General features: G+C 35.2%; 26 protein-coding genes, 1 tRNA gene and 1 other RNA gene. 6 read left to right on the top strand and 22 right to left on the bottom strand.

All coding sequences use genetic code 11. The features are described 5' to 3' along the window. Nucleotides 1-54 precede the first annotated feature (54 nt). From ypeB to Q7P22_RS04780, 6 genes are all read right to left on the bottom strand, one after another. The gene (ypeB, locus tag Q7P22_RS04805) at nt 55-1,404 is read right to left on the bottom strand and encodes a germination protein YpeB (protein WP_303861308.1); all 1,350 of its coding nucleotides are present in this window, start codon (nt 1,402-1,404) and stop codon (nt 55-57) included. Nucleotides 1,405-1,416: 12 nt separating this feature from the next. Then, nucleotides 1,417-2,112: a spore cortex-lytic enzyme gene (gene sleB, locus Q7P22_RS04800; RefSeq protein ID WP_303861305.1), complete on the bottom strand. Its 696-nt coding sequence runs from the start codon at nt 2,110-2,112 to the stop codon at nt 1,417-1,419. A 229-nt stretch (nt 2,113-2,341) separates the two neighbouring features. Further along, nucleotides 2,342-2,785, bottom strand: coding sequence for a Mini-ribonuclease 3 (locus tag Q7P22_RS04795; RefSeq protein WP_369695492.1), 444 nt, complete (start codon nt 2,783-2,785; stop codon nt 2,342-2,344). Then, nucleotides 2,770-4,161 carry a cysteine--tRNA ligase gene (gene cysS / locus Q7P22_RS04790; RefSeq protein WP_303861302.1) on the bottom strand — a complete coding sequence of 464 codons (1,392 nt, stop codon included), beginning with the start codon at nt 4,159-4,161 and terminating at the stop codon, nt 2,770-2,772. Before cysS ends, Q7P22_RS04795 begins: the two co-directional genes overlap by 16 nt. 72 nt (nt 4,162-4,233) lie before the next feature. Further along, nucleotides 4,234-4,749, bottom strand: a complete 516-nt coding sequence (gene ispF / locus Q7P22_RS04785) for a 2-C-methyl-D-erythritol 2,4-cyclodiphosphate synthase (protein ID WP_303861300.1) — start codon at nt 4,747-4,749, stop codon at nt 4,234-4,236. 51 nt (nt 4,750-4,800) lie between these two features. Further along, entirely contained in the window at nt 4,801-5,103 is a 303-nt protein-coding gene (locus Q7P22_RS04780) for a bh protein (RefSeq protein WP_303861297.1), read from the bottom strand. A 210-nt stretch (nt 5,104-5,313) separates the two neighbouring features. Between Q7P22_RS04780 and Q7P22_RS04775 the strand changes: the two genes are divergently transcribed. Then, nucleotides 5,314-5,649 (top strand): YlbF family regulator, encoded by a 336-nt coding sequence (locus tag Q7P22_RS04775; protein WP_303861294.1) that lies wholly within the window; start codon nt 5,314-5,316, stop codon nt 5,647-5,649. 312 nt (nt 5,650-5,961) lie between these two features. Here Q7P22_RS04775 and Q7P22_RS04770 read toward each other — a convergent pair whose 3' ends face one another. From Q7P22_RS04770 to Q7P22_RS04735, 8 genes are all read right to left on the bottom strand, one after another. Further along, nucleotides 5,962-6,492, bottom strand: a complete 531-nt coding sequence (locus Q7P22_RS04770) for a hypothetical protein (RefSeq protein ID WP_303861291.1) — start codon at nt 6,490-6,492, stop codon at nt 5,962-5,964. Nucleotides 6,493-6,695: 203 nt separating this feature from the next. Further along, the gene (locus Q7P22_RS04765; RefSeq protein ID WP_303861287.1) at nt 6,696-7,508 is read right to left on the bottom strand and encodes a Cof-type HAD-IIB family hydrolase; all 813 of its coding nucleotides are present in this window, start codon (nt 7,506-7,508) and stop codon (nt 6,696-6,698) included. A gap of 228 nt (nt 7,509-7,736) precedes the next feature. After that, nucleotides 7,737-8,336: a recombination mediator RecR gene (gene recR, locus Q7P22_RS04760; protein WP_303861360.1), complete on the bottom strand. Its 600-nt coding sequence runs from the start codon at nt 8,334-8,336 to the stop codon at nt 7,737-7,739. A gap of 310 nt (nt 8,337-8,646) precedes the next feature. After that, complete coding sequence (locus Q7P22_RS04755; protein ID WP_303861284.1) at nt 8,647-8,988, bottom strand: YbaB/EbfC family nucleoid-associated protein; 342 nt, start codon at nt 8,986-8,988, stop codon at nt 8,647-8,649. 38 nt (nt 8,989-9,026) lie between these two features. After that, nucleotides 9,027-10,589 (bottom strand): DNA polymerase III subunit gamma/tau, encoded by a 1,563-nt coding sequence (gene dnaX / locus Q7P22_RS04750; RefSeq protein WP_303861281.1) that lies wholly within the window; start codon nt 10,587-10,589, stop codon nt 9,027-9,029. Between the two features lie 125 nt (nt 10,590-10,714). Next, nucleotides 10,715-10,978: signal recognition particle sRNA large type (gene ffs, locus Q7P22_RS04745), an RNA gene on the bottom strand. Nucleotides 10,979-11,026: 48 nt separating this feature from the next. Then, a tRNA-Ser gene (locus Q7P22_RS04740) sits at nt 11,027-11,119 on the bottom strand. A 148-nt stretch (nt 11,120-11,267) separates the two neighbouring features. Continuing rightward, on the bottom strand, nt 11,268-11,624 hold the full coding sequence (locus Q7P22_RS04735; protein WP_303861278.1) for a carboxymuconolactone decarboxylase family protein: 357 nt from the start codon (nt 11,622-11,624) through the stop codon (nt 11,268-11,270). 120 nt (nt 11,625-11,744) lie between these two features. Between Q7P22_RS04735 and Q7P22_RS04730 the strand changes: the two genes are divergently transcribed. After that, nucleotides 11,745-12,881: an aldo/keto reductase gene (locus Q7P22_RS04730; protein ID WP_303861276.1), complete on the top strand. Its 1,137-nt coding sequence runs from the start codon at nt 11,745-11,747 to the stop codon at nt 12,879-12,881. A gap of 160 nt (nt 12,882-13,041) precedes the next feature. On the opposite strand, the gene Q7P22_RS04725 is transcribed toward Q7P22_RS04730, so the two are convergent. From Q7P22_RS04725 to Q7P22_RS04715, 3 genes are read right to left on the bottom strand one after another with little or no spacing between them, the layout of a single operon-like run. Then, on the bottom strand, nt 13,042-14,019 hold the full coding sequence (locus tag Q7P22_RS04725; RefSeq protein ID WP_303861274.1) for a CPBP family intramembrane glutamic endopeptidase: 978 nt from the start codon (nt 14,017-14,019) through the stop codon (nt 13,042-13,044). Nucleotides 14,020-14,041: 22 nt separating this feature from the next. Further along, entirely contained in the window at nt 14,042-15,682 is a 1,641-nt protein-coding gene (locus tag Q7P22_RS04720) for a hypothetical protein (protein WP_303861271.1), read from the bottom strand. Further along, nucleotides 15,679-16,404: an ABC transporter ATP-binding protein gene (locus Q7P22_RS04715; RefSeq protein ID WP_303861268.1), complete on the bottom strand. Its 726-nt coding sequence runs from the start codon at nt 16,402-16,404 to the stop codon at nt 15,679-15,681. The genes Q7P22_RS04720 and Q7P22_RS04715 overlap by 4 nt, the downstream gene beginning before the upstream one ends. Nucleotides 16,405-16,726: 322 nt before the next feature. On the opposite strand from Q7P22_RS04715, the gene serC reads away from it, so the two are divergent. The 3 genes from serC to Q7P22_RS04700 are packed head-to-tail and all read left to right on the top strand — an operon-like array spanning nt 16,727 to nt 20,250. Beyond that, complete coding sequence (serC, locus tag Q7P22_RS04710) at nt 16,727-17,821, top strand: 3-phosphoserine/phosphohydroxythreonine transaminase (RefSeq protein WP_303861266.1); 1,095 nt, start codon at nt 16,727-16,729, stop codon at nt 17,819-17,821. Between the two features lie 12 nt (nt 17,822-17,833). After that, complete coding sequence (locus tag Q7P22_RS04705) at nt 17,834-19,012, top strand: phosphoglycerate dehydrogenase (protein ID WP_303861263.1); 1,179 nt, start codon at nt 17,834-17,836, stop codon at nt 19,010-19,012. Then, nucleotides 19,012-20,250, top strand: a complete 1,239-nt coding sequence (locus Q7P22_RS04700; RefSeq protein ID WP_303861261.1) for a DUF1015 domain-containing protein — start codon at nt 19,012-19,014, stop codon at nt 20,248-20,250. The genes Q7P22_RS04705 and Q7P22_RS04700 overlap by 1 nt, the downstream gene beginning before the upstream one ends. 66 nt (nt 20,251-20,316) lie before the next feature. Here Q7P22_RS04700 and tadA read toward each other — a convergent pair whose 3' ends face one another. Next, nucleotides 20,317-20,754: a tRNA adenosine(34) deaminase TadA gene (gene tadA, locus Q7P22_RS04695; protein ID WP_303861258.1), complete on the bottom strand. Its 438-nt coding sequence runs from the start codon at nt 20,752-20,754 to the stop codon at nt 20,317-20,319. Between the two features lie 13 nt (nt 20,755-20,767). Then, nucleotides 20,768-20,941, bottom strand: coding sequence for a hypothetical protein (locus Q7P22_RS04690; RefSeq protein WP_303861255.1), 174 nt, complete (start codon nt 20,939-20,941; stop codon nt 20,768-20,770). A gap of 223 nt (nt 20,942-21,164) precedes the next feature. On the opposite strand from Q7P22_RS04690, the gene Q7P22_RS04685 reads away from it, so the two are divergent. Then, nucleotides 21,165-22,547 carry an MFS transporter gene (locus tag Q7P22_RS04685; RefSeq protein WP_303861253.1) on the top strand — a complete coding sequence of 461 codons (1,383 nt, stop codon included), beginning with the start codon at nt 21,165-21,167 and terminating at the stop codon, nt 22,545-22,547. A gap of 182 nt (nt 22,548-22,729) precedes the next feature. Here Q7P22_RS04685 and Q7P22_RS04680 read toward each other — a convergent pair whose 3' ends face one another. From Q7P22_RS04680 to Q7P22_RS04670, 3 genes are all read right to left on the bottom strand, one after another. Further along, complete coding sequence (locus tag Q7P22_RS04680) at nt 22,730-23,920, bottom strand: isocitrate/isopropylmalate family dehydrogenase (protein WP_303861250.1); 1,191 nt, start codon at nt 23,918-23,920, stop codon at nt 22,730-22,732. A gap of 245 nt (nt 23,921-24,165) precedes the next feature. Then, nucleotides 24,166-24,354 (bottom strand): ferredoxin, encoded by a 189-nt coding sequence (locus tag Q7P22_RS04675; protein WP_303861247.1) that lies wholly within the window; start codon nt 24,352-24,354, stop codon nt 24,166-24,168. 108 nt (nt 24,355-24,462) lie between these two features. Then, a complete protein-coding gene (locus Q7P22_RS04670; RefSeq protein WP_303861244.1) occupies nt 24,463-25,911 on the bottom strand; it encodes a DUF2284 domain-containing protein in 1,449 nt (482 codons plus the stop codon). Nucleotides 25,912-25,937 lie beyond the last annotated feature (26 nt).

Here is a 25,937-nt window from a genome sequence, read left to right as displayed (position 1 = left end):
TGAGCCACCGTTGGTGGCTGTAGGATTCTAAGGGTTCTTTTCCGCTTTCAGCTATTATAGAGTTAACACCGATTCATCTGCCTCTATAATTTGAAGTATTTGCTCTTCTTCGCCTGTTTTTGCATTGATATAAATGATAAACCATTTATAATTATAGGTTCCCTTTAATTCATAGCATAGCACTTCTGATTTAAAATCTGTTGGTATAATGGCCAGTCGTTCACTGGTTAATTCAAAGTCCTCTATTAGGTTCTCTTTCGCTTGTTCCATCGTAATGACAGGCTTTTCTATTTTTCTCTCGTGATGAGCGTAATGAAAACCCTGCGCTTCGATTCCTAAAAATCCGCCATTATCTAGGGCTATTTGAACCTTAATCAAATCAGGATAACAAAGGACGTCTCCCTCTGTATAAGCATAATTGAATACACCTACATTGGAATATTTTTGATAATAGGAGTTCTCCATATTTTTGTATCCTTTTTCTTTTAAGAATTCATCTGCCTTCTTTTGAGCTTCTTCCATAGATAATTTCTGCTCATGAGGTAGCCTATTCATCATTGCTTTAAGCACATGTCCACCCTTTTGCGTAATCTCTACATAGGCGCTTTCCTCTTGATCTTTTATTTTAATATTATACTTATACGCTTTTATGACACCTTCAATATTACCAGAGTTTTCTACCTCTTCAACATTTTCGCTACCAATAAACTCTATCGCCTTTTTCTGGCCTTCTTCTATTGTGATTTTTTCCCCTTCTATCCATTTAGGCTCTATTTCTGAAATGTGATCTGAAAAAGGTCCATCATATATTAACTTAGGGTAATCTACCATTTCTTTTTGTACTGTTTTGAAGTTTCGCGTAACTAAATTTTCAGCTGCTTCATCTAAATTTGCTTCATTGCTTTCTCTAGATCCTTGTGAAAATATAATCTCTCCTGAGGCGACGAGTTCATTCATCTCTTGTAATTGCTGTGATAAATAATTACAGCTATTATTTAGCCTCTGAAAATCATTTTGCTGTTCTTTTGTCAAAGATCCAGAGTCCATATGAATTTTTGCCATTGCATAGGAAAAATCCCCAACTTGATTTAAGAACTTTGCTGTATCCTTTAGTGTAGAATGAGTAAGTGGCAATCTACCCAAATAGGTTTGAGCTAAATCGGCCTGTCTCCAAACCTCTGTCAACAGTTCAACAGACATGGAGTGAGATGTGCTAACGATAGCCTTTGACATATTAGTTTCTATATTTTTTACGGTACTGAGCAAGGATTGAAAATCATATTGATAATTATTTTCTAATCTTGTTCGATAGCTTGTTGTCTCCTGCCTTTGTTGATAACCGAATACACCAATACCTATTAAAGATACCAATAGAACACCGATAATAATATTTTTATTCTTCATACATATCCCCCCTTAATCACAAAATACGTGTTTTCCAATCTCTGCAATAATTGGCCTGGATAAAATCCACTTATTCGTAGACGTTACTGGATTGTAATAGTATATAGCCCCACCAGAAGGATCCCAGCCAGCCAATGCATCATTTGCAGCCTTAACGGACGACTCTGAAGGCTCTAGGTATATTTGACCATCTGAAACTGCATCAAATGCCCCTGGTTGATAAATAACACCACTTATGCTATTAGGGAATTCAGGATGATTTACTCGATTTAAAATAACTGAGGCTACTGCAACTTGTCCTACATAAGGTTCTCCTCTAGCTTCTCCATTGATACATTGTGCTAGTAAGCGGGCTTCGCTTCTATTTCCACTTGCTTTCTTTGGAGAAGAGGTGCTTCTACTTTTATTGACTAGATTACCTAAACCCAATTCCCTTAATGTATCTGCACCACAAATTCCGTCTACCTCTAAGCCATTTTTTTTCTGAAAATTCTTTACTGCCTCTTCTGTTCTCCAGCCATAATATCCGTCTACACCGTAGTCATAATAGCCCCATTCTTTTAATTTTCTTTGAACTTTTCCAACTGCATCAGAATCGCTTCCATAGTAGATGACATTTTGCGCTAATACGGATCCTTCTACAAATAGAAAAGCGAGAATCGTTAAAGTTAACAGTAAAGCAACCTGCTTTTTCTTCCTAACCTTCATAATGAACCTCCTACATATTAAAACATTGACATTAATGTGTTTAAAATTCTCAAGGTTATTTTATGTTTAATTGTCTTATTTATACAGAATAAAATAGCGCACGCCTTATTTTATTCGTTCTACCTTTTATGTTGTAATCTCTAAGTAAAACCTCTTTTGGTCACTATAGTGACTATAGCAATAGATACTTCAAAACCACTAGTTTTATAGCATAAAAAAACATTAACTACTAATCAGCAGCTAATGTTATTTTTATCGCTTGTTCTATAATGTATTCAAGTCTTTTTTGATCTCCAAGCAAGTACAAGTAGCCTAGCAAGGCTTCGAATCCTGTGGCAAGCTTGTAGTCTATTAATTGGGTGTGTTTGGGAACGGTTTTTGGAGAGGAGTTTCTACCTCTTTTTATTATGCGAATCTCTTCTTCTGTTAATTCCCCTTCTATAGCATTTACAACACTTTTTTGTGCAGTAGCCTTCACAAATTTTACGCACTTTTTATTGAGCTCATTTACCTTAAAATGGTGTTTTAAAACCAGATATTTTCTAATGCAGATTTCATACACTGCATCCCCTATATAGGCTAAGGTGAGTGGATTCATGGCTTTGACCTCTTCTAATGAAAGGTTCTTTGAAAACAGGTCAAAACAAGCTTGATTTTCTAAATTCTCTTCCACTTTACACCTTCTCTTGTATCTTCTAAAACAATGCCTTTATCTTTTAACTCATCTCGTATTTGATCGGATAAGGCAAAATCCTTTTGACTTCGAGCAATTTGTCTTCGCTCAATCATTTCTTCGATTTCAACATCTAGTAGTTTCTCTTCTTTTTTTGTCACAATTCCTAGGACTCCTGTCAATTCTGTAAAAAAATCTAATGAGGCTTTCACTGTTACTTTATTGCTTTTCTCATTGGTATTCGTATTAATCTCTTTAATCAATTCAAAGATTACCGCAATCGCTTCCGCCGTATTGATATCGTCTTCCATAGCATCTTTAAATGCTTCTTTGTACTTTGGCAATTTTAAAGCCCAGGGTTCTATTTCATTATTATTATCTTTCGCTTTTTCCAATAAGAACAGCAAATTATCTCTAGTATTGTACAATCTATTTAATGCTGTGTTCGATTGTTCTAGTAAATCTTTACTAAAATTAATTGGATGTCGATAATGGGCGCTTAACATGAAAAAACGCACGACTTCTAAGTCGATTTCCTGGGAAATATCGCGAACGGTGAAGAAATTCCCCTTAGATTTAGACATTTTTTCGTTATTTATATTGATATATCCATTATGAACCCAATAATTTGAAAATGTTTTGTCTGTAACCCCTTCTGTTTGCGCAATTTCATTTTCATGGTGAGGGAAAATCAAATCCTGCCCACCTCCATGGATGTCTATTGTGTCGCCTAAGTACTTTTGACTCATCGCGGAGCACTCAATATGCCAACCTGGTCTACCCTTTCCCCATGGACTTTCCCATGAAGGTTCTCCTGGCTTTTCCTTTTTCCATAGTGCAAAATCAAGAGGGTCTTCTTTTTCTTCACGAATAGAAATTCTAGCACCTTGCTCTAAGTCTTCAATAGACTGTTTAGACAATTTGCCGTATCCTTTAAATCGGTTTACCCTGTAATATACATTTCCATCTATATTATAGGCTAGACCCTTGTCCACTAATTTTTGAACAAAGGAAATAATAGCGTCCATATTTTCACTGACTTTAGGGTGTATGGTGGCCCTTTTGACTCCTAGACCATCGGCATCAATAAAATACTCTTCAATATACCTTTCAGAGATTTCCGATGCTTCTACACCTTCTTCAATGGCTTTATTAATAATTTTATCATCTACATCTGTAAAGTTCTGTATATAAGTAACTTCATATCCTGTATATTCAAAATACCTTCTCAATACATCGAAAATAATAAAAGGCCTAGCATTCCCAATATGGAAGAAGTTATAAACTGTAGGCCCACATACATACATTTTCACCTTATTCTCTTCAATAGGCTTAAATTCTTCTTTCTGTTGGTGAATTGTGTTATATAATTTCATTTTTCGCTCCTTAATTTAATTCTAGGTTCTACCGTAGCTTGCTGCCAATCGCCCTTCCCTGCACTTTCTCTCCTATAGGCGAGTTAGGTTTTCCCGTCCAACCATTCCGTTTTCCATTTTCTGCTTTAAGATTACTGCCGCGTGACTAGCTATACCCTCTTCTGTACCTGTAAAGCCGAGTCCTTCTTCTGTAGTAGCTTTTATATTTACATTTTCTTTTGGCATTTGAAGGACTCCTGCAATATTTTCTTTCATCTTTTCTATATGAGGCGCCATCTTAGGTTTTTGAGCTACAATAATTCCATCAATATTTCCTATAGCATAAGAATAATCTATCATTAATGTATATACATGTCCAAGTAGCTCCATGCTATTTGCACCTTTATATTTTTCATCTGTATCTGGAAAATGCTTGCCGATATCGCCTAGGCCAAGAGCTCCTAAAATAGCATCCATAATAGCGTGTATTAATACATCCGCATCTGAATGACCTAATAATCCTTTACAATGAGGAATTTTCACCCCACCTATAATCAACTCTCGATCTTCCACTAATTTATGAACATCGTACCCTATTCCTATTCGCATATCAAACTCCTTTTTATCTAATTAGGAATTTTACACTTTGCATTTGTACATCTATTCTTTAAATTCCTTATATACCCTAAAGGGTTTTGTCACCACTCGAAATGGTAAACTCTTCAAAAACCCTGTTAGGTCTGCTTCCATTTCCTTTGTCATTCTAGCAGGCTTTGTCAAAACTCTATGAACAAATTCTTCTTTAAAGTGCTTTTGTACGTAATCTTGATCAATTTTTACCTCTACACCACAACTAGTACATTTAATCATATTGATTTTATTGCTCTTATAATAAATACTATGTTTCGTTTCATTATCACAATGTATACAAAATAGATAGGCATCCATATGAGAATTTGACATTTTCATTCTCCTTTTCGTTCTTTGCTTCCATTATAGCATACCTCAATAAGCTAGCCTAGATATTTTCAAGGCGAATTCCTTGCTTTTCCCATGCTACCTATGGATATTCTTACCCAAAATTGTGCTTCTTCATCCTCACCAAAGTCTATATAATAGGAACCTATTTGCAACTTATCTAATACAATAAATAAATAGCATAGGAGGGATTTTATGAGCCTTAAAGCGATTGGAAAAGCAATGGCAAAGGAATTGATGGAAACAAAAGAATACCAGCGGATGAATAAAAAAAGAAAGGAGCTTTACACACATCCAAAATTTAGTACTCCCGTAAAAAACTACGAAGCAAAACAAGTGAAGATTGTCAACATGTCCACATCTCCAGAAAAAAAGCAATCCTTAATGACTTCTCTTGCAAAAGAATATCAAGGACTTCTTGTGACAAGAGAAATGAAAGAATACCGAAATGCTATTGATGAATTTCAAAGGAAAACTTTCGCTGTATTTAATGAGCTCAATGTAGAGATTAGTAAGATTATTAATCCGTAAAGCACGAGAGGCGCCTTGGCCATCAGTGGTCAGCTATCAATACTTAACTACTGATAGTAGTCATAATCAGGATCGACAGCAAGTCGTTCCTTTTTTTCGTCTTCTATTTTTCTTTTAATAATTATGCAGTAGAGATCCTTCGCTATACTCTGGATGACGAAGCAGAAGCTAGGGTCCTTGTCTCACCTAAGGCGAGTATTTCCACATTCCACTATTAAAGTTTTCTCATCCAACTTACCAATTCAGTCAAACAAAAAAAGGTGTTCGAGAAAGCGATATGTACTCCTTACTCCTCGAACCCTTTATCAAAATTTAGTAGATTGGTGGATAGCCGTAGCTGTCATCTTGAGTGTAGTTGTTACAGCCACATCCTCCCATTGGGTTTTGGTACATTGGATTTTGATACATCCCCATATCATAGCCATTGCTATTTTGTAGCATTTGCATAAAGAAAACACTTGCCATATAACACATTGACGCAACACATCGAATCACTTCCGTACAAGTACCCCCCATAGGCATCATATTGTATCCATTCATACCTTGCATTGGTGGCATATTGTACATACTATCCATTCCACCATACATTGGTGGCATATTATACATATTGTCCATTCCACCTTGCATCGGTGGCATATTGTACATATTATCATCAACAGACCATACATCACTATTCATACTGGTTTCATCCATCCCATACATAGGACCAAAATTATTCATATCTTGCATAAAACTCTCCATTCCTTGACTTGAATTTACTCCTTGCAAACCTTCAATATTTACAAATTCTGGTGAATAATCAATTTCATTATTGTTTGTGCTATAATTTGTATTTTCTTCCAAATACACTCGCCTCCATTCCTAGAACCTTACTATAATATACGCTTGATTAGGGATTATGTGACCATTAAAAGTAGGTGGTAGGGTGGTAAACAAAAGCATTCGCCTAAAGGCGAGTTGGTTTTTTCCGTCTAACGAATCAACCATTTTGCTTTCCATATATAAAAAAGAAGCCTTTGGATAACCAAAAAGCTTCTTAAAAGTAACTATAACATATTTAATTTTTCTAGAGCTTTTACAAAACCAAGATTATCATTAGCATCCGTCACCATATCTGCTTTGCTTTTTACTATATCCCCCGCATTGCCCATGGCTATACCACAGCCTGCGTATTCAAGCATGCTCACATCATTGCCACCATCACCTATGGCGATAATTTTTTCCCTTGGTATTTTATAATACTCCGCAACTTTTTTGACTGCCTTTCCTTTACTGGCTTTTTTATTGATTATTTCGATAATCGATTCATCTTGTAAGATTACATTTGATTTATTCAAGTCAATGGGAAATTGAGGATATATGTCCATTATCCGAGATTTAGGATCAAAGAAATCTGCTTTGATGATTTTATTCATATCGTCTAAATCCATAATATCTTGTATTGTATTAAATACTATTTTGGGTACAGCATTTGCTCGCACCAAGTTATTGTCTCTATGGTATTCGCTATAGATATCTAGAGAAGTATAATAACCCATATTTTCTGTATAGATTATGTATTCAAAGTTTAATTCATCGCATATTTTAGCTGTTTTAATAATTTGTTCCTTATCTAAAAGGATGGTTTCTAAATAATCTTCATAGGATATGGCCGCACCATTGCTCGCACCAAAGCTAGCATCAATATTTATAGACGCGGCATAAGTCATTGCAGATTGAATAGGTCTCCCAGTAGAAAACATGATTTTAATCCCTTTATCTTGTAAAATATGTAAAGCTTCAATATTTTCTTTTGGTATCAATTTATCGCTATCTAAAAGAGTTCCATCCATATCAGTGGAAATTAATTGGTAATTCATATTAGCCCTCCTACTGTTTTTGGTATTTATACTTAATAGTATACAGGGTAAGGCAGAGGGATTCAATTGGATACGTTTTCACTTTTTTTCGTAGCATGGCATGTCGTAGGTTGCGGGCTTGTAGCTCCTTCTAGTCGCTACAAACCTCGCCAACCTTGACAGATGTAATACCAATCGATTTCTCTCACCCTTTGGGCAAGAGAAATCGGGTATTACTCCCAAGCAAGCTCATATTTCATGTCTTCCCTCAATAGCTTTTGATAAGGTTACTTCGTCTGTGTATTCTAAATTACCTCCTATTGGAATGCCGTGGGCTATTCTGGTGACTTTGATTCCCGAAGGTTTTATTAGTTTAGAGATGTACATTGCAGTGGCTTCCCCTTCAATATTAGGGTTTGTGGCTAGGATTACCTCTTGAACATCTTCCTTTTGAAGTCTCAATATAAGCTCTCTAATTCGAATTTCGTTTGGCCCTATTCCCTCCATAGGTGAGATTGCTCCCTGCAATACATGATATAAGCCATGGTACTCTTTTGTCTTTTCGATAGCGATGATATCGTTGGCCTCTTGAACAATACAAATAGTGCCCTGGTCTCTTCGCATATCAGAACAAATGGAACAAGGGTCATTTGATGTAATATTAAAACAAGTAGAACAGTTGATTACCTTTTCTTTTGCCTCTACTATTGCATCAGCTAAATTTTTTACATCTTCACTATTCATCTTCAACACATGCATTGCCAATCTCTGTGCAGATTTATTTCCTATGCCAGGTAATTTACTAAATTCATGTATTAATTTTGAAATTGGCTCTGAATAATACGACATAATTTCCTCTCTTCTCAATAATACAGCCACCAGCGTCAGCGATAAGTATAGCTAGCTCTGGTAGCCATACTTAAATCCTTCGCTAATGCTCAGGATGACTTTGGCGATGGCTAGTAGCTAGTACTAGAAATTTAGCATTTGTTTTATCTAGTAGATCTGTAGGGAACGACACCCTCTTCGTTCCGGTATACAAACCCACTATTCGCAACTATTTCCAGTTTTTAAATACCGCTATTGGCAGAAAGTACTGGTCACTAATTGCCATCCTACGTAGTGATCCTATTTTTAAATAATATGCTATTTACATATACTAGAATAAGCCCTTAGGTAGATTCATTCCCCCTGTGATTTTGCCCATTTCGTCGCTTACCATTGCTTCTGCACTTCTTAACGCTTCATTGACAGCAGCTAGTACTAAGTCTTCTAGCATTTCTACATCGTCTTCATCTACTACTTCTGGATTGATTTTAATTGAGACAATATTTTTCTTGCCATTAGCTATAACTTTTACTGCTCCACCACCAGAGGTAGCTTCCATTTCTTTTTCTTCTAATTCACCTTGCATTTTTTGCATATCTGCTTGCATCTTCTGAACTTGCTTCATCATATTATTCATATTACCCATTCCACTTGGAAATCCTTTTTTTGCCATAATTTATTCCTCCTTAATATACCTTCTTCATTATTTTGCTATTTATCTGTTAAAAAAACTTTATCTTCTCCAAATACTTCTTTTGTGCGATTTAGGAAGTCGTCTCCTCCCTTTTCTTCAGTCCCACAATTAAAATAGCAATTTGGATTTATTAGTTTTTTTACTTGGCCCTCAATATACTGTCTGTTTTTGTGTACCGTATTGTAGTGAAAGGAATTGTCTTTATTAAAGGCAACACTGCATTTTTCATCTGAAATCTCTTTGCATGTTCCCATTTCAAGAGCCGTTCCTATGAGAGGTCTGTCTTTTTTTATCGTATTGCATAATGTCTCAAAGTCCATATTTCCTTTTGCTTGTTTCGGCTCTTCATGTCTATTGTTTTTACTTTGCGTATTTTCTATAATCTTTTCCATTGGTTTTCTATTTGATATTTTGTCGTGAGATATTTCTACATTAGAATTTATCACTGTATTTGTAGATAAACCTACACTACAAAGCTTAATCAAAAGCACTTCCATTAAGACCTTTGGTAGCGTGCTGTATTTAATCTTACTTTCCATTTCGGCTAAGCTTTCAATATAATAAGATAGCAATTCATTTTCTACCTGAGTGCTTAGCTTTCTTAATGTATCCGTATTTTCTTCACTTGATTCCATTAGATTGTCAGAGGAATTTGTTACCTTTAGTATGAGCATATCTCTTAGGCAGACTACCATCTGATTGACTAATTGGGCAATTTCTTTTCCATTTCCATAGGCTTCCTCTAACGTGCTAAGGGCACTGTGAACGTCTTTATGAATAATGTTTTCAATAAGTCCATAGACCAACTGATCGCCACTTATACCTAATAACTCTTTTACGCTATTGTAATCTACTATATTATCGTTGCTAATAGATAGACATTGTTCTAATATGCTTAGAGCATCTCTCATAGCTCCATCTGCATTTTTAGCAATGAGTTTTAAGGTTTTTTCTTCAATTTGTACATTGAGTTCTGTACAGATATAGTCCATTCTACTATAGATGTCTTTCAATTCCAATCTTTTAAAGTGAAATCTTTGACATCTAGACAGTATGGTCGTAGGTAATTTATTGGGTTCTGTAGTGGCCAAAATAAAGATAACATGCTTTGGGGGTTCTTCTAAAGTCTTTAGTAAGGCATTAAAGGCTTCCGTAGTCAACATGTGAACCTCGTCTATAATATAGACCTTGTAGCTTCCCACTGTAGGTGGATACTTGACCCGCTCTCTTAACTCTCGGATTTCATCTACTCCTCGATTTGAAGCAGCATCAATTTCAACAATATCCATGACATTATTATTGTCAATTGCCTTACAAGTTTCGCATTTCTGACAGGGTTCACCAGTCCCATGATTTTCGCAATTTACAGCTTTTGCAAAAATCTTAGCAGCAGAAGTTTTCCCTGTTCCTCGAGTTCCACTAAATAAATAAGCGTGACCAATTTTTTCTGTTATAATTTGATTTTTTAATATCTTAACAATATTATCTTGACCAATAACCTCTGAAAAGTTCGTAGGTCGATATCTTCGATATAATGCTATATGTTCCATCTCTTCACTCCATGGGAGAATATTTTTCATTCTATTATATCAAATTCTTCACAGATAGAGTAGTTTTAATGAACAAACAAGTATGAACAATTGTTCATACTTGTTTGTTCATATAAAAAAAGAACTTCTACTGAAGTTCTTTTTTAAATATAGAGTCGTGCACCTTTCGTCGAATATAATCTTCGAGCGTTACCTTGGTAGTTGGCTCAAATCAGGTAGACCTGAGGCACATAGATTAGCTTGTTTACCGCTGCTTCCTTCCGAACCTGACGGAGTTCACAAGCGTCTATTGCACAGGGCCCGATTCTCAACACTACTTGCCAAGGTCAGACCCCAAAGATTATACCCTCGGTCAGGAATTCAACCCTGCTATAGCGGATTGCAGGTACAGGGCACCGCTAACTCCCCGTCTAGCACGACAAATGGGTATATGCTAAATGTCTAAACGACATGCATTATTCATTTAATGGCGGAGAGAGGGGGATTCGAACCCCCGGTACGCTTGTGACGTAACACACGCTTTCCAGGCGTGCTCCTTAAGCCAACTCGGACATCTCTCCGTACTTCGGATTTTAATTATACCTTTTCACTTCTCAAAAGTCAACACGTTAGTTGTGTAAGTTCTACGTTGCCAGTTTTACGTAAAAGTATTCAGGCCACCAAGGGTGGCCTAAGTTTTACATAGTTCTTAAAACGTAGCACATACAACTATTTTGTTTGTAGTGCTTCAATAGCATCTTTTACATAGGTAACAAAAAAGGTCATAGCATCCATACCACCTGGTATAACCGATACCATAGCGGCTTCTGCAATCTCTTCTTGTTTTGCTCCTAGTTTATAGGCTTCGTTTATATGATAAGCTAGGGTTTGTTCATTTCTACTGTATGTTGCGATACCAATGCTAATAAGCACTTTTGCTTTTTCTTCTAATTCACCTGGATTATTAATGACATTGATTAAATCTTGAAACGGCCTGTAAACTTGCTGATCTTCTGAGGATAAATTTCTCATTCCCTCTAAAAATGTGCTTAATAGCTCTTTTATTTCTTTTTGCTTTGAATTCATACGTACACACCTCCATTATTTTATTATTTCATTGTCAAGAGAAAATATTCAAAGAACATAACTTGACATCCTTCTTTGTTCTTATTAGTATTTAAATTAGATAAAAGGAGGGTAACGACTATGATTTATAGAGATTTATGCAATGAAAAAGTATCGCAACTTGGATTTGGTTGTATGCGTTTTCCCACTCTAGATAATGATCCCAAACAAATCGATAAAGAAAAATCTTCGGCAATGCTAAAAGAAGCAATCGACAAAGGTGTGAATTATTTAGATACAGCATGGCCCTATCATGGTGAGATGAGTGAATTGTTTGTAGGAGAATTCTTAAAGGAAAACAATTTACGTGAAGAGATTTATTTGACTACTAAATCACCTGTCTGGCTGTGTAAAACTTATGATGATTTTGGCTTATATTTAGATAAACAATTAAAAAAATTGCAAACAAATTATATTGACTTTTATTTACTTCATGCTCTTGATGCAGGGCGTTGGCAAAAACTAAAAGAACAAAATATTGAAGACTTTATTATTGAAGCAAAAGGCTCTGGAAAAGTAAAACACTTAGGATTTTCTTTTCATGATTCACTAGATCTTTTTAAAGAAATATGTGATTCTAATTTATTTGATTTCTGTCAAATCCAATTAAATTATATGGATGTCAACTACCAAGCTGGCTTAGAAGGTTTACAGTATGCTCATTCTAAAGGAATTCCTGTAATTATTATGGAACCACTAAAGGGTGGAAAGCTCGCCTTTAAAATTGAGGGGGCATTAAAAGAAATATGGGACAAACACGATGTCCAAGCTTCGCCAGCCCAATTAGCACTAAAATTCCTCTACAATCTACCAGAGGTCAATTTGATTCTAAGCGGTATGTCTACTATGGAGCAAGTGCTAGAAAATATAGATACCTCTTCTACTGCAAATATTGGGGACTTAAGCAGTGAAGAAGAAACGCTCATTAAAGATATTAAAAAATATATAGAAGAAAAGACAAAGGTAAACTGTACTGCATGTAAATACTGTATAGATTGCCCACAACAAATCCCTATTTATGATGTCTTTGAAATCATAAATGATGCTCATATGTACGATGATTGGGACTACAGCAAGAAAAAATACAGCCAAATCAGCCAAGACAAAAGAGCTAATAATTGTATCGAATGCGGAAACTGCGAGGACCAATGCCCTCAGCATATAGATATTATTGAGGCATTAAAAAAATGTCATGAAGAATTAAGACTACCAAGTTAGTTTGAATACGGCCAGAAAAACCCTACTCGCCTAAAGGAGAGTAGGGTTTTCTTTCAGCTTTTCAAGGTTTTGCTTACCACCTGAGAGTAATACTCGATTTGTCTTGCCTGAAGGGTGAGGAAGATCGAGAGGTATTACCCCTGTTAAGGTTGGCGACATACTACCTAATTAGATTTATCCCAATATACACCAACACAATAAGAAAAAACGGTATATTAAAAAACAAACTTTTCCAAGAAACTTTTATATGGCTCTCTTTTCCTTCATTCTCGTTCTCTTCAAGGACACCTTCTTCAAGTTTAATGTCTTTTCTTCCCACATTGACTTTTTGTAATTTTTTGATGTAGTGAACAGAAAGTAGGATTCCAATGCCTAAGCAAATCACTGCAAATGCAAATGTATAGACCTCCCCTACTATACCTATATTTGCTGTAGATTGAACCTGTGCTTCTGTCGCCATTTGTTCGAATTCACTAGGTAGAGTGTTTTCTATAAGCTTAAAAAAACTTAGGGTAGCTACAGATGTAAAATTATTGAGGAAGTGAAATAGTATTCCTCCCCACAAGGAACCTGTAGCAATAACGATAGCTCCCATTAAAATACCAAGAACAGTTGTATAACCTAATTGACCAATGTCTACATGCATAAAACCAAATAATAAACCTGTCATAATGGCCCCTTGCCAAAGACTCGTATCTTGAAATTGGTCTAATACTACACCTCTAATGATAATTTCCTCTAAAAAGGACGGCATAATGGCTACTGCAAAGAATAAAGTAAGAAAATCTGGAGCTAATTCCATTACTTCCATAGTCACTCTCGAAGGGTCAATACTACCTGTTAACATAACAAGATAATTGATACCTAATTTTAATAAAAAACTAATCAAAAACAACTGAAAGACAATGACCACACTTTTTTTATTCATCTTTTTATCAAGCTTTAAAGTTGATAAAATTGGCTTTTTAGTCACTAGCAGATATATTAAACAAGGAATCAGTATATCTATCGTTTCATGATACAATGCCAAAGGATAAAGATATACTCCAATCAGTACATTTAACGTTAAAAATGCGATAAACAAAATCAGAAAGAGCCAAAGGCCTTTTTTAAAACTCTTATTCGTAATTTCTTCCATAACTCTCCTTACTATGAAGCTTCTATTTTATTTTATGAAAGGCCCAAAAAATCCCACCTGTAGAAATAATAGATAGAACACTTATTAAGCCATAAATCAGGTTTACTCCTATTTCATATTCCATCATCTTCATAGTCATAAAACCTAATAACAAGATATACCCTACTCCTATTAACATATTCAAAAGGACATTGATATTTTGCTTTACTGCCCTTTGTGGCTGATCCCAGTCTAGTTTCGGATACAACCTGTCGATGAATACTCCTATTGCGCATATGGGTAAACTAACCAACATACCAATTACCAGACTAATGAACATCTCACCAATATCAAGGGGCAAGACAAAAGCTAAGGAGACTAACATAATAAAGATAGATATAAGCTCTAATAGCATAGGCTGTAACATCCTGCCTACAAACATACTCCCAGGAGCCACGGGAAGTACAGCATGAATCCAATACGCTTTTCCCTCTCTAGAATAGGTAGTAGAGGCTGTAGGGTTTGCTGTAGCAATAAAAGCGAAAAAGGCAATTAATATTAAAGTAATATACTCTTTAAACTGAAAATACAATTGGCTAAAATCTGCGTCTTGCCCTCCAGATATTAAAGGCATTACTATAACTAGTATAGGCAATAGAAAAGAAATACTCACACAGTTAAATAAGTAAATAGGTGTTCTTAAAACTAGTTTTACGTCATTTAGAAAGATTGCAATAATAGGAGATCTATTTTTTATGAGCAATCCTAATTCAACTTTTTTTAGGCTTTTCTTGAAATTGTTTTTCTCTAATAAAGCCTTAAGATAGATTTTGCTGCCTATTTGACCGATTAAATAAACCATGCCCACTCCTAATAAAATATTAAGCGCGGAATAAATAAGACCCGATATCTTATGTGCATTTGATATACTTTTGCTAAACCATATAGCAGGTGGATAAGCTCTTCCTAACCAAACCATAATGCCATCACTTCTTTGTAAAAGCGCATTCAGGAATTCTCCCTCTTTACCTGGCTCCATAGAGGTAAGGGTGTTATTAAGTACTGCTTGAAGTGCAATGATAATAAACAAGACAAAGAACATGGAGAGATTTCTCAGCAAGTCTTTTCTTCCTTGAATATTGGTTAATTTCATAAGTACCATGATGATAATCGTGTCAATGCCAAGAGGAATGACAGGTAAAAGCAATATGGTGAGTAAGCTGTAAATAATATAAAGAGTACCACCAAAATCTCCAAATGCTACAATTAGCACAGGCAATAATATAGGCACTACAATAAAGTAATTAAAGATTACCATACTAATAAATTTTGATATGACAATATTACCCTCTTTTATAGGCAATGGAATGAGCTTTTCCACATCATTAGAAAAATAAAAGGCCGACAGTACATAAGACAAGCCAAAGACAAAGATGATGAGTGAAATAGGCATGATGATTAATGTGAATATTGAACTTTCTTGTCCTAAAGCAAATAATTGTATATATATGTTTTTAATCAATTGGACATACATAACATAAGATGGGATAAGGGATGCCAAAGCCAATACCAATATAATAGGCTTCCAAATATCTTTCTTACTTTTCATAAAATTATACTTTATGGACGAAAATCCAAAAGATGAAAGTAAAGAAATTCTCACTAATTTCACAATTTGTTTCATTCCTCTGTCAACTCCAAAAATATATTCTCTAAGCTTTCATTATTTTTCGTCATGTTCTTTAGCTCTTCTATGGTGCCCTGAGCGATAATCTTACCTTTGTTAATAATAGCAACTCTATTGCAGATTTTTTCAGCTACCTCTAGTACATGGGTTGAAAAAAATACGCTTTTTCCCTTTTGACAGTGTTCATTCATAATTTCTTTTAAATTATAAGCAGACTTAGGGTCTAAGCCTACCATGGGCTCATCGAGAACAAATATCTCAGGCTCATGAAGAAGGGCACCAATTAGGACAATCTTTTGTTTCATTCCATGGGAATAGCTCATTATGGGGTCGTTTAAAGCGTTTTTTAGTCCAAAAAGAGTCGCGTACTTTTCAATCCGCTCTATTCGATCTTTTGACTCTACTCCATACACATCTCCAAGAAAATTTAGATATTCTATTCCCTTTAGCTTATCAAAAACCTCTGGACTATCCGGTACAAAACTAAATTGCCTTTTGGCCTCTATAGAATCTTTTTCGATGTCGACTCCATTGATTTCAATGCTCCCACTATCTAATTGTAACAGCCCAGTAATCATCTTTATCATCGTCGTCTTCCCTGCTCCATTAGGCCCCAAAAACCCAAAAATCTCCGATGAATGAACGTCAAAACTTATATTATCCACTGCAAAAGTCTTTCCGCCATTGAAAGATTTTTTTACGTTTTTAACTGATAACATCTATATTACCCCCTTATTAGTTCTATATTGTATGTATAGGAACCATAGTTTAATGATGGTTAAACGGTAGTTGAACAATTATTTGTAATACAAAAGCTTCATTGAACGATACAAATATGGAATCTTTTTTAGTTCCTCATATGCTTCTCATTATTCACCGCGACATAAGTCGCATTTTTGCCTTACTATCTTACCATCTTACCACCTATATAATTATACATTAAAACAAATATATAACAAAGTAACTTGATAATATCTATGAAATAATTTAGAATATAGGGATATAAATCTGTAGCAACATAAAATTAATGGAGGAGATAATATGAACAATGATAGAGTTTTCAACTTTTCTGCAGGCCCATCCGTCTTACCAGAAGAAGTTCTATCTATAGCAGCAAAAGAAATGTTAAACTACAACAACTCAGGAATGTCTGTAATGGAGATGAGCCATCGTTCGAAAGTATATGAGTCCATCATTTCAGATGCAGAAAAACATTTGCGTTCCTTAATGAATATACCTGATCATTATAGAGTATTATTTCTTCAAGGTGGAGCATCTACACAATTTGCAATGGTTCCCCTTAATTTATTTACAAAACACAAAAAAGCCTCTTATATAGACACTGGCTCCTGGTCTTCAAAGGCAGCAAAGGAAGCAAATAAATATGGAGAAGCAGTTGTTCTTGCCAGCTCAAAAGAAGATAATTATTCACATATTCCAAAATTAGATTCTTCAACATTCCCTGGAGATGTTGATTATTTTCACATTACTACAAACAATACGATTTATGGTACAAGATATACTCCAGAAAACATACCAGATACAGGAAATACACCACTGGTAGCGGATATGTCTTCCAATATATTATCAGAGTGTTACGACATAAATAAATTTTCATTAATATATGCTGGCGCACAAAAAAACATGGGTCCAGCAGGAGTGACCATTGTCCTTGTAAAAGATGAGTTAATCGGTAATGCTATGGATATTACACCTACTATGCTCGATTATAAAATTCACGCAGACAATAATTCTCTCTACAACACACCACCATGCTATTCTATTTATATGTGCAAATTAGTCTTTGAATGGTTGATCAAACAAGGTGGTCTAAAGGCTATAGAAGAAAAGAACAAATATAAAGCTAATCTATTGTACTCTTATATTGACAATAGTACTTTATATAAAAATCCTGTTGCAGTAGAAGATCGTTCACTTATGAATATCACATTTGTTACTGGCAATCAAGAACTAGATGCTGCCTTTGTAAAAGAAGCTGCCCAAAAACGCCTTGTAAATTTAAAAGGTCACCGCTCTGTAGGTGGCATGAGGGCAAGTATTTACAACGCAATGCCAGTAGAAGGTGTGGAAAAACTTATTGCTTTTATGAAAGAATTCGAAGCCAAACATAAATAAAGGAGTACCTATATGTATAAAATTAGAACATTAAATAATATATCTGATGAAGGTCTTGCATTATTAAACAAAGATACCTATAGCTTTGCTACAGTAGATGAAGAAGCAGATGCTATGATTGTTAGAAGCTTTAAAATGCATGATTTTACTTTACCTGAAAAAGTAAAAATTGTAGCACGAGCAGGTGCTGGTGTTAATAATATCCCTGTCGAAAAATACGCTGAACAAGGTGTAGTAGTCTGCAATACTCCAGGTGCCAATGCTAATGCCGTCAAAGAGCTTGTCGTTCTTGGATTATTATTATCCTCTAGAAAAGTCATACAAGGAATTAAGTGGGTTCATGATGTCAACCCAGAAAAAGTAGATGTTTCAAAAGCAGTAGAAAAGGAAAAATCTAAATTCGCTGGTCAAGAATTAACAGGAAAAAAACTAGGTGTTATTGGTCTTGGGGCCATTGGCGTAAAAGTTGCTAATATTGCCATATCCCTTGGCATGGAGGTATATGGATACGATCCATTTGTATCTATTGAATCTGCTTGGGGTCTAAGCAGTGAAGTAAACAGAATTCTAAACATTGATGAAATTATGACCGAATGTGATTACATTACTTTACACGTTCCACTTATTGAACAAACCAAAAACCTTATGAATGCTGAAAAGTTTGCTCTTTCAAAAAACGGAATTCGATTGCTAAACTTTGCTAGAGATGGCCTTGTAAATATTGAAGATTTAAAACAATCTATAAAGGACGGAAAGATCCTATGCTATATAACAGATTTTCCTCAAAACGATCTAGTAAACATGGAAAACATAATATCTATTCCACACTTAGGTGCTTCTACTCATGAATCTGAAGAAAATTGTGCGAGAATGGCTGTAAGTCAAACAAAAGAGTATTTAGAAAACGGAAATATTATCAATTCTGTAAATTATCCGAATTGTTATATGGGTCTATGCCAAAGCTACGCCCGAATCGCCATTCATCATAAAAATGTTCCGAATATGGTTGGTCAAATTTCTAGCATTCTTGCAAAAGAAAATTTAAACATTTCAGATATGTTAAATAAATCAAAAGGCGACTATGCTTATACGCTCATCGATGTAGACTCTGAAGTAAGTGAACAATTAACAAAAGATTTAATGGCAATTCAAGAAGTAATACGCGTGAGAATAATTAAAGGAGACGAATAATGGCAATTATTAAAGATTTTATGGGAATTCGCCCAAGTGCTGATTATGTCCAAAAGGTTGCTGCCCTTCCTTATGATGTATACAGCTCATCTGAAGCTCGAAAGGTTGTAGAAGGAAATCCCTACTCCTTTTTGCGTGTTGATCGACCAGAAATTGACTTCCCAGAATCTGTCAATATGTACAGTGAAGAAGTATATCAAAAGGCAAAGGATAATTTAGATTATCTGCTACAAGAAAATATCCTTGTAGCAGATTTACAAAAATCTTTGTACATATACCGTTTAACCATGTCTGGTCGCAAGCAAACAGGTCTTGTTTGCTGTTGTGATATTGATGATTATTTAAATGGAGACATTAAAAAACACGAACTTACAAGAGAAGAAAAGGAATTAGATCGAATTAATCACGTCGATTATTGCAATGCCCATACAGGTCCTATCTTCATGATTTATAAGAAGCAAGGCATGATCAATGAAATCATCAGCTCTTGGATTGAAACCAATCCTGTAGAATACGAATTTGTATCCGATGATCAAATCAAACACGAGATTTGGGTTATCGATAATACTCCCACTATAAATACTCTTAAAAATATTTTTAGTGAAATTCCTGCCCTATACATAGCAGACGGCCATCACCGTGCTGCATCTGCTGTAAAGGTTGGATTAAAAAGAAGAAAAGAAAATCCTGATTATACTGGCCAGGAAGAGTTTAATTTTTTCCTGAGTGTTCTTTTCCCTCACGATCAAATCCACATTATGGATTACAATCGATTGGTCAAAGACTTAAACGGACTTTCTAGCAATGAATTTTTAGAGAAAATCTCTGTAGATTTTCATGTAGAGCTATGCGATTCTCCAGTAAAACCGTTTCAAAAGGGCACCATGGGAATGTATTTAGAGGAAAAGTGGTACGAGTTAAAGATTAAAGAAGACAAACTCTCTACTGATATCGTAAAAAATCTAGATGTATCCCTATTACAAGACTTCATTTTACAGCCAGTATTAGGCATAAAAGATGTGAGAACAGATAATCGAATTGACTTTGTAGGTGGAATTAGAGGATTAGAAGAGCTAGAAAAGCGTTGTAAAGAAGATATGACAATAGCCTTTTCAATGTATCCTACCTCTGCAGAAGAATTGATGAAGATCTCAGACCAACAAAAACTAATGCCACCAAAATCTACATGGTTTGAACCTAAGCTTAGAAGCGGACTGTTTATTCATAATTTGGATTAAGATAGGCGTGGTAAGCAAAAGCGTATTGCCACCTCTGGTGGCCTTTTGTTTCTCCTTACCACCTTATCACCTAATCTTTTTAAAAAATTGTTGCATTAAATGTATACACTCTTCTTCCAAAATCCCCGGATAAATATCTATATTTTTAAATAGTGGATTGTGAATAAAATCCGATTGTGATTCTACTGCGCCTAGTTTATTGTCTCCAGCCCCATATACGAGTTTAGAAATCCTAGAATTAAATATAGCTCCCATACACATAATACAGGGTTCTAAGGTGACGTATAAAGTGCAATCGCTTAAGCGCCAATTTCCTACTATTTCACAGGCTCTCTGTATCGCTAACACTTCTGCATGAGCAATTGGATTTGTACTAGTCTCTACCTCATTATGAGCCATTGAAATAATTTCATTATTTTTTACGATAATTGCCCCGACGGGAACCTCTCCTGCGTTCATACCTTCTTTTGCGATATTTAAAGCTATCTCCATATATTTTCTCAACAAATCACACCTATTATTTAGATATTTTTTTCCACAGATAAACAATCAGACCGTAGAGAAGCAAGACAATGAATAGTGTCATCAATCTCTCTGTCAATACACCATCAGCCATCAAAACTGGACCTAATCCAAAAAAGCTTACGAACAAAAAAACTACAACTAACACAATGCGCCAAATGTTTTTCATGCTATCAGTCCTTTCCTCTACACTCTTTGTGATATAATATTCGAATCAGCAGATTGGCTCGCAGAAACCAAAACATTTTTTGTGCTTGCACGAGAAAATGAGGTGGTTTCTATGAGCAAGTGCCTACGACCGAAGCTGCAAAGCAGCTGAGGCAATCTACCTTATTTCATGATATAATATCGCAATCAAATACAAAATCATTCTAAAAGGAGGATTACAAACATTGAATGACAATAAAAAAATCATCTTGATTATTTCAATTTTAGGCGCTCTTTGGACACCGTTTATTACCACTTCTGTAAATATCGCCTTACCTTATATGGGTACATACCTAAAAATTGGTTCTTCACTAGTAAATTGGATTACCTCATCAACTATTTTAGCTATCGCTATGTTTACCCTGCCTATGGGAAAGCTCTCGGATATGATTGGTCGGAAAAAACTCATGTTGATTGGAGCAATTATTTCCACTATATCTACATTTATGTGTGCACTATCTCAATCGATTTATTTTTTACTGGTTTTTCGAGTACTAGAAGGCATCGGATGTGCTATGATCAGTACAGCCATAGTATCTATTGTATGTGCTGCTTATCCACCTAATGAAAGAGGCAAGGCTCTGGGAATAAATGTAGCTTGTGTATACATAGGTTTGTCAGCAGGTCCAATTATCGGTGGTGCTATTCTAAATTTTACAAGCTGGCGCGGAATCTTTTTATTTCCTATTCCAATAGGTTTTCTATTGATTTTTTTACTCATTAGGGTCCTTCGTACAGATGATATCATAGATAAATCACAAAGTAAATTTGATTTAAAAGGTGCAGGTCTTTACGGCATTTCCATTTTCTTAATCATTTTCAGCTTATCCAATTTACTTCTACGAAATTGGAGTAAGTATACCTTAATATTAGGCATCCTGATGCTATGTGCTTTTATGTACTTCGAGAGCAAGATCTCTTTTCCTATTATCGATGTAAAATTAATGAAAGGCAATAAATTGCTTATTTTCTCATCTCTAGCAGCATTAATTAATTACAGCTCCACATATGCCATAAGCTATTTGATGAGTTTATATTTACAAGTAGCCCAGTCCCTTGAACCAGCTACTGTTGGTCTAATCCTATTAACCCAGCCTGCAGTTCAAGCCATTCTATCGCCCTTTGCAGGCAGGCTATCTGACAAAATCCCATCACAGGTTTTAGCATCTATTGGTATGTCCGTTATTGCCCTTGTTTTATTTGTATTTAGTTTGTTCTACCAAAATACACCGATTGCCCTTGTCGTATTTCTATTAGCTTTAGTAGGAGCAGGTTTTGCATTTTTCAGTTCCCCTAACACAAACTCTATTATGTCCAGTGTAGATAAAACACATCATGGAGTCGCTTCCGGAATATTGGGGACTTCTAGAACGGTAGGTCAATCCTTTAGTATGTCCCTTACAGCCTTAATCACTTCAATTTTCATGGGCAATGAACAAATCGGCGCAAAAACAATTCCTCAATTTATGCAGAGTTTCAAAGTAACCTTCGCCATTTTAGCTTTTCTCTGTTTACTAGGGGTATTTGCATCTTTAGCTAGAGGAAAGAAAGCGTCTGCGACGCTTTAGTCTCTAGCTTACATGTGTTACTAAAAAAGAGACTTTGGTTATTTTATTTAACCAAAGCCTCTTTCTTTATACACTTAAAATTCTATTCGTTCCGTATCACATACCTTATAGCTATCTACGGTAGCAAAGACCCCATACAAATCTCTAGAAGCTCGTGACTAAGGACTAGAGTCTAGAGACTCTTACTTTTGGTAATTTTTCCATTTTTCTTCAAGATGTTCATCTTGAACCGTATCCAAAACATACTGTGCGTATTCTGCACCAGTCGCCCCATCTTCACGGCCAGTAATGGAAACCCTTGTTTCGTATAATCCACAAATATCTAATGCCATTTGCAGCTTTTTGGCTTCATCTATAAAACCGATATGCTCTAATAGCATAATAGAAGCTCTCATTATACTGCTTGGGTCAGCGTATTCTCCTCTGCCTTCTTCTACCATTCTAGGTGCAGAACCATGAATGGCTTCAAACATAGAATATCTCTTGCCTATATTGGCACTACCAGCTGTACCTACGCCACCTTGAAATTCTGCCGCTTCATCAGTAAGAATGTCTCCATATAAATTAGGGAGTACCATTACTTGAAAATCTCTTCTTCTCTTAGGGTCGATTAATTTTGCTGTCATAATATCGATATACCAATCATCTAATTCAATTCCTGGATAATCCTTAGCGATCTCTTTTGCAATAGCCAAGAACTTACCATCTGTAGTCTTTATAACATTTGCTTTTGTTACTGCTGTAACTTTTGTCTTTCCTGCTTTTTTAGCGTATTCAAAAGCCGCCTTAATAATTCGATGAGAACCTTCTTGCGTCGTAACTGTAAAGTCAATAGCTAAATCATCATTTACATGAATCCCTTTACTTCCTAGTGTATAAGCGCCTTCTGTATTTTCTCTATAAAAAGTCCAGTCAATGCCTTGATCCGGAACCTTGACTGGTCTTACATTAGCGAACAAGTCTAGCTCTTTTCTCATAGCTACATTAGCACTTTCTATATTAGGCCATTTATCTCCCGCTCTTGGCGTGGTTGTTGGTCCTTTTAGTATAACATGGCATTGTTTTAATTCCTCTAAAACATCTGCTGGAATAGCTGTCTTTTGAGCTGCTCTATTTTCAATAGTTAGACCATCTATAACTTTAAAACGTACTTTATTTTCTTGTACTTGATCTTTTAATAAAAACGCTAAAACTCTTTGAGCTTCTCCTGTAATAAATGGACCAATCCCGTCGCCGCCTACAATACCAATGATGATGGTATCTAAAGATTCGTAGCTGAGAAATTCATTGTCCTTTTTCATATTTTCAATGCGCGCAAATTGTTCTTCAATGAGACGCCCAAAGTGTTCTTTTGCCAATTCGATTTCCTTCATTAGTACCTCCTAGTGATATTCATACATTTAGCTTTCATTATAACTTAAATTGTATATTTATTCAAGAATTCCATATAGGGTTATAGGGTAGATTATATTTTTGAATATCCATTACAAAATCACTTTTAGACAATCCTTGTTTTATACTATGTAATAGGTGGTCAGCAGAAGCGTATTGGCGAACACAGTTCGCCTCTACTCCTCACCTTTAGACGAAAAAAGTCTTTGCTTGCCACCTTACCTTATTACTCCACTGTTATTGCATCTGTTGGACATGAGGATTCCGCTTCTTTTGCGTCATCTAGTATATCCTCAGGGATTTCTATATCCTTCGCTATAGCTAAATCGTCATCATCCATACTAAATATATCCTCACATATAGAAGGACACAAACCACATCCTATGCATAAATCTTTATCAACAACTGCTTTCATTTGTATTACTCCTCTCAACAAAAAGTATTTTTCATTAACTTATTTTACTCTAAATTCTTTTCCTTATACTCTTATTTTATTAGGAAAATTCTTTGCAGTAAATAAATTTTATTCTAATAATAAGAGACCGTAATATTTTACAAAACCATCTTTAGAAGCTAGTGTTTTTAGAGAATCGCCCTGTTTTTGTACTGTTGCAAAAACATCAATTCCGTAATTTTCCATAGAAGGTCTCGTTTTCGTACAGTTTTCTTTATCCTGAATACAATGTTCACAGATACTACAAGGCCCTGCCCATAATGCAAAAGCCTTGTAGTACCCCAGCTTAAAGGCTTGCTTTTCAGCTTGTAACATGGAAATTTGAAAATCTTTTGTAGGAGGTTCCCCTTCAACTAGAATACCGTAACTAAATTCACCTAGAATTTTTTTTGTATATTCTAGATCACATTCTTTGTAGCAGGTTTCTTTATTGTAAAATTCACAACCGTATTTACACTTTAAATGGGCTACATTTGTTAAGCATACATCGTCCTTAGGATCGATGATTTTTGCACTTTTAAAGCCTATATTCTTTAGTTTTTGAATAAAATAATCTTTTTTATCAATGGATAAGGCAGCAATTCTTTCTGTTGTCTTTGATGAAAATAAGATTCCCCTTCCTCCTTCAAGAGATATGATACCGCTCTCCTTCATATCTAAATCTTCAAACTCATGAGAAAGCCACTTTGGTGAAAGGGCCTTTCCATTTTTGGTTTTAAGTACTCTGTTTAAGCTTTTCATATTGGATATAAGGGTGCCTTCGTCTAAAAACACATCATAGATTACTAGGTATCCATCCTGTGATAGTTGTTTACTCGCTTCTTTAAGTATATGGGTAATTTCTTCTTCTGAGTAGAGGATTCCTAGATTAGACAGAAAGATTATCTCATATATCCCTTCATCCCATTTTTCTAAAATGGGGTCCTGACGTTCTGCATGTATTTTTCTATTGCTATAGGATTTTGCTTGTCCTTGAGGAAATCTTTGTAAGAGCTTTTGACAAACTTTTTCAGCACCTGGTCCTATTCCTAATATATTTTCTACACCTTTTACACCTTCAAAATAGCTTTCGACTATATTTTCCATTCCTTTTAAAAGAGTGTTCATGGCTTTCGTGTATTGCTTTTGTTCTTTATACTCTTTTTCTAGTTCAAATCCTTCTTTTAAAATCTTGCTTAAGCTTTGCCACTGACCTTGTGATTCTTTCATCCATAGAATAAAATCTCCTTGATATACGGAAGAATCCTTTATTAGATATTTATTTGTTAGCAGCGTATTGGAATAGCTTCCCTTGTATTCACAGAGGAAGCCCATATTGACTAATGCTCCTAAAAATGGTTTTAAAACAGACTCTTGACAATGGTATATTGGTCCAATTTCTTCTACTGTTTTTGTCTCCTGTAGCACTTCAAAAATTTCTGTCTCTAGGGCAGAAAACAAAACCTCTGAATTCCAATAAGATGATGCTAAATCTTGCAAATACTGCAATTCGTCAAAGTGAGGGTCGTATTTTTTCATGTATTTATCGCTCCTATGTAAAAAGT

The sequence above is a fragment of the Alkalibaculum bacchi genome, assembly GCF_937875145.1.
In the GTDB taxonomy this organism is placed as follows: domain Bacteria; phylum Bacillota; class Clostridia; order Eubacteriales; family Alkalibacteraceae; genus Alkalibaculum; species Alkalibaculum bacchi_A.
The sequence above is the reverse complement of the archived record's forward strand: the minus strand, read 5'-3'. Positions and strand labels throughout refer to the sequence as shown.

Bases quoted from the DNA above. Each gene is read 5' to 3' on its own strand.
- sleB (WP_303861305.1), bottom strand. From the start codon at position 2,112: ATGAAGGTTAGGAAGAAAAAGCAGGTTGCTTTACTGTTAACTTTAACG.
- Q7P22_RS04715 (WP_303861268.1), bottom strand. From the start codon at position 16,404: ATGTTATCAGTTAAAAACGTAAAAAAATCTTTCAATGGCGGAAAGACT.
- recR (WP_303861360.1), bottom strand. From the start codon at position 8,336: ATGTCGTATTATTCAGAGCCAATTTCAAAATTAATACATGAATTTAGT.
- Q7P22_RS04730 (WP_303861276.1), top strand. From the start codon at position 11,745: ATGATTTATAGAGATTTATGCAATGAAAAAGTATCGCAACTTGGATTT.
- Q7P22_RS04755 (WP_303861284.1), bottom strand. From the start codon at position 8,988: ATGGCAAAAAAAGGATTTCCAAGTGGAATGGGTAATATGAATAATATG.
- Q7P22_RS04775 (WP_303861294.1), top strand. From the start codon at position 5,314: ATGAGCCTTAAAGCGATTGGAAAAGCAATGGCAAAGGAATTGATGGAA.
- Q7P22_RS04690 (WP_303861255.1), bottom strand. From the start codon at position 20,941: ATGAAAAACATTTGGCGCATTGTGTTAGTTGTAGTTTTTTTGTTCGTA.
- ypeB (WP_303861308.1), bottom strand. From the start codon at position 1,404: ATGAAGAATAAAAATATTATTATCGGTGTTCTATTGGTATCTTTAATA.
- cysS (WP_303861302.1), bottom strand. From the start codon at position 4,161: ATGAAATTATATAACACAATTCACCAACAGAAAGAAGAATTTAAGCCT.
- Q7P22_RS04705 (WP_303861263.1), top strand. From the start codon at position 17,834: ATGTATAAAATTAGAACATTAAATAATATATCTGATGAAGGTCTTGCA.
- dnaX (WP_303861281.1), bottom strand. From the start codon at position 10,589: ATGAAAAATATTCTCCCATGGAGTGAAGAGATGGAACATATAGCATTA.
- Q7P22_RS04680 (WP_303861250.1), bottom strand. From the start codon at position 23,920: ATGAAGGAAATCGAATTGGCAAAAGAACACTTTGGGCGTCTCATTGAA.
- Q7P22_RS04780 (WP_303861297.1), bottom strand. From the start codon at position 5,103: ATGTCAAATTCTCATATGGATGCCTATCTATTTTGTATACATTGTGAT.
- Q7P22_RS04765 (WP_303861287.1), bottom strand. From the start codon at position 7,508: ATGAATTACCAATTAATTTCCACTGATATGGATGGAACTCTTTTAGAT.
- Q7P22_RS04675 (WP_303861247.1), bottom strand. From the start codon at position 24,354: ATGAAAGCAGTTGTTGATAAAGATTTATGCATAGGATGTGGTTTGTGT.
- ispF (WP_303861300.1), bottom strand. From the start codon at position 4,749: ATGCGAATAGGAATAGGGTACGATGTTCATAAATTAGTGGAAGATCGA.
- Q7P22_RS04720 (WP_303861271.1), bottom strand. From the start codon at position 15,682: ATGAAACAAATTGTGAAATTAGTGAGAATTTCTTTACTTTCATCTTTT.
- serC (WP_303861266.1), top strand. From the start codon at position 16,727: ATGAACAATGATAGAGTTTTCAACTTTTCTGCAGGCCCATCCGTCTTA.
- Q7P22_RS04725 (WP_303861274.1), bottom strand. From the start codon at position 14,019: ATGGAAGAAATTACGAATAAGAGTTTTAAAAAAGGCCTTTGGCTCTTT.
- Q7P22_RS04735 (WP_303861278.1), bottom strand. From the start codon at position 11,624: ATGAATTCAAAGCAAAAAGAAATAAAAGAGCTATTAAGCACATTTTTA.
- Q7P22_RS04670 (WP_303861244.1), bottom strand. From the start codon at position 25,911: ATGAAAAAATACGACCCTCACTTTGACGAATTGCAGTATTTGCAAGAT.
- Q7P22_RS04700 (WP_303861261.1), top strand. From the start codon at position 19,012: ATGGCAATTATTAAAGATTTTATGGGAATTCGCCCAAGTGCTGATTAT.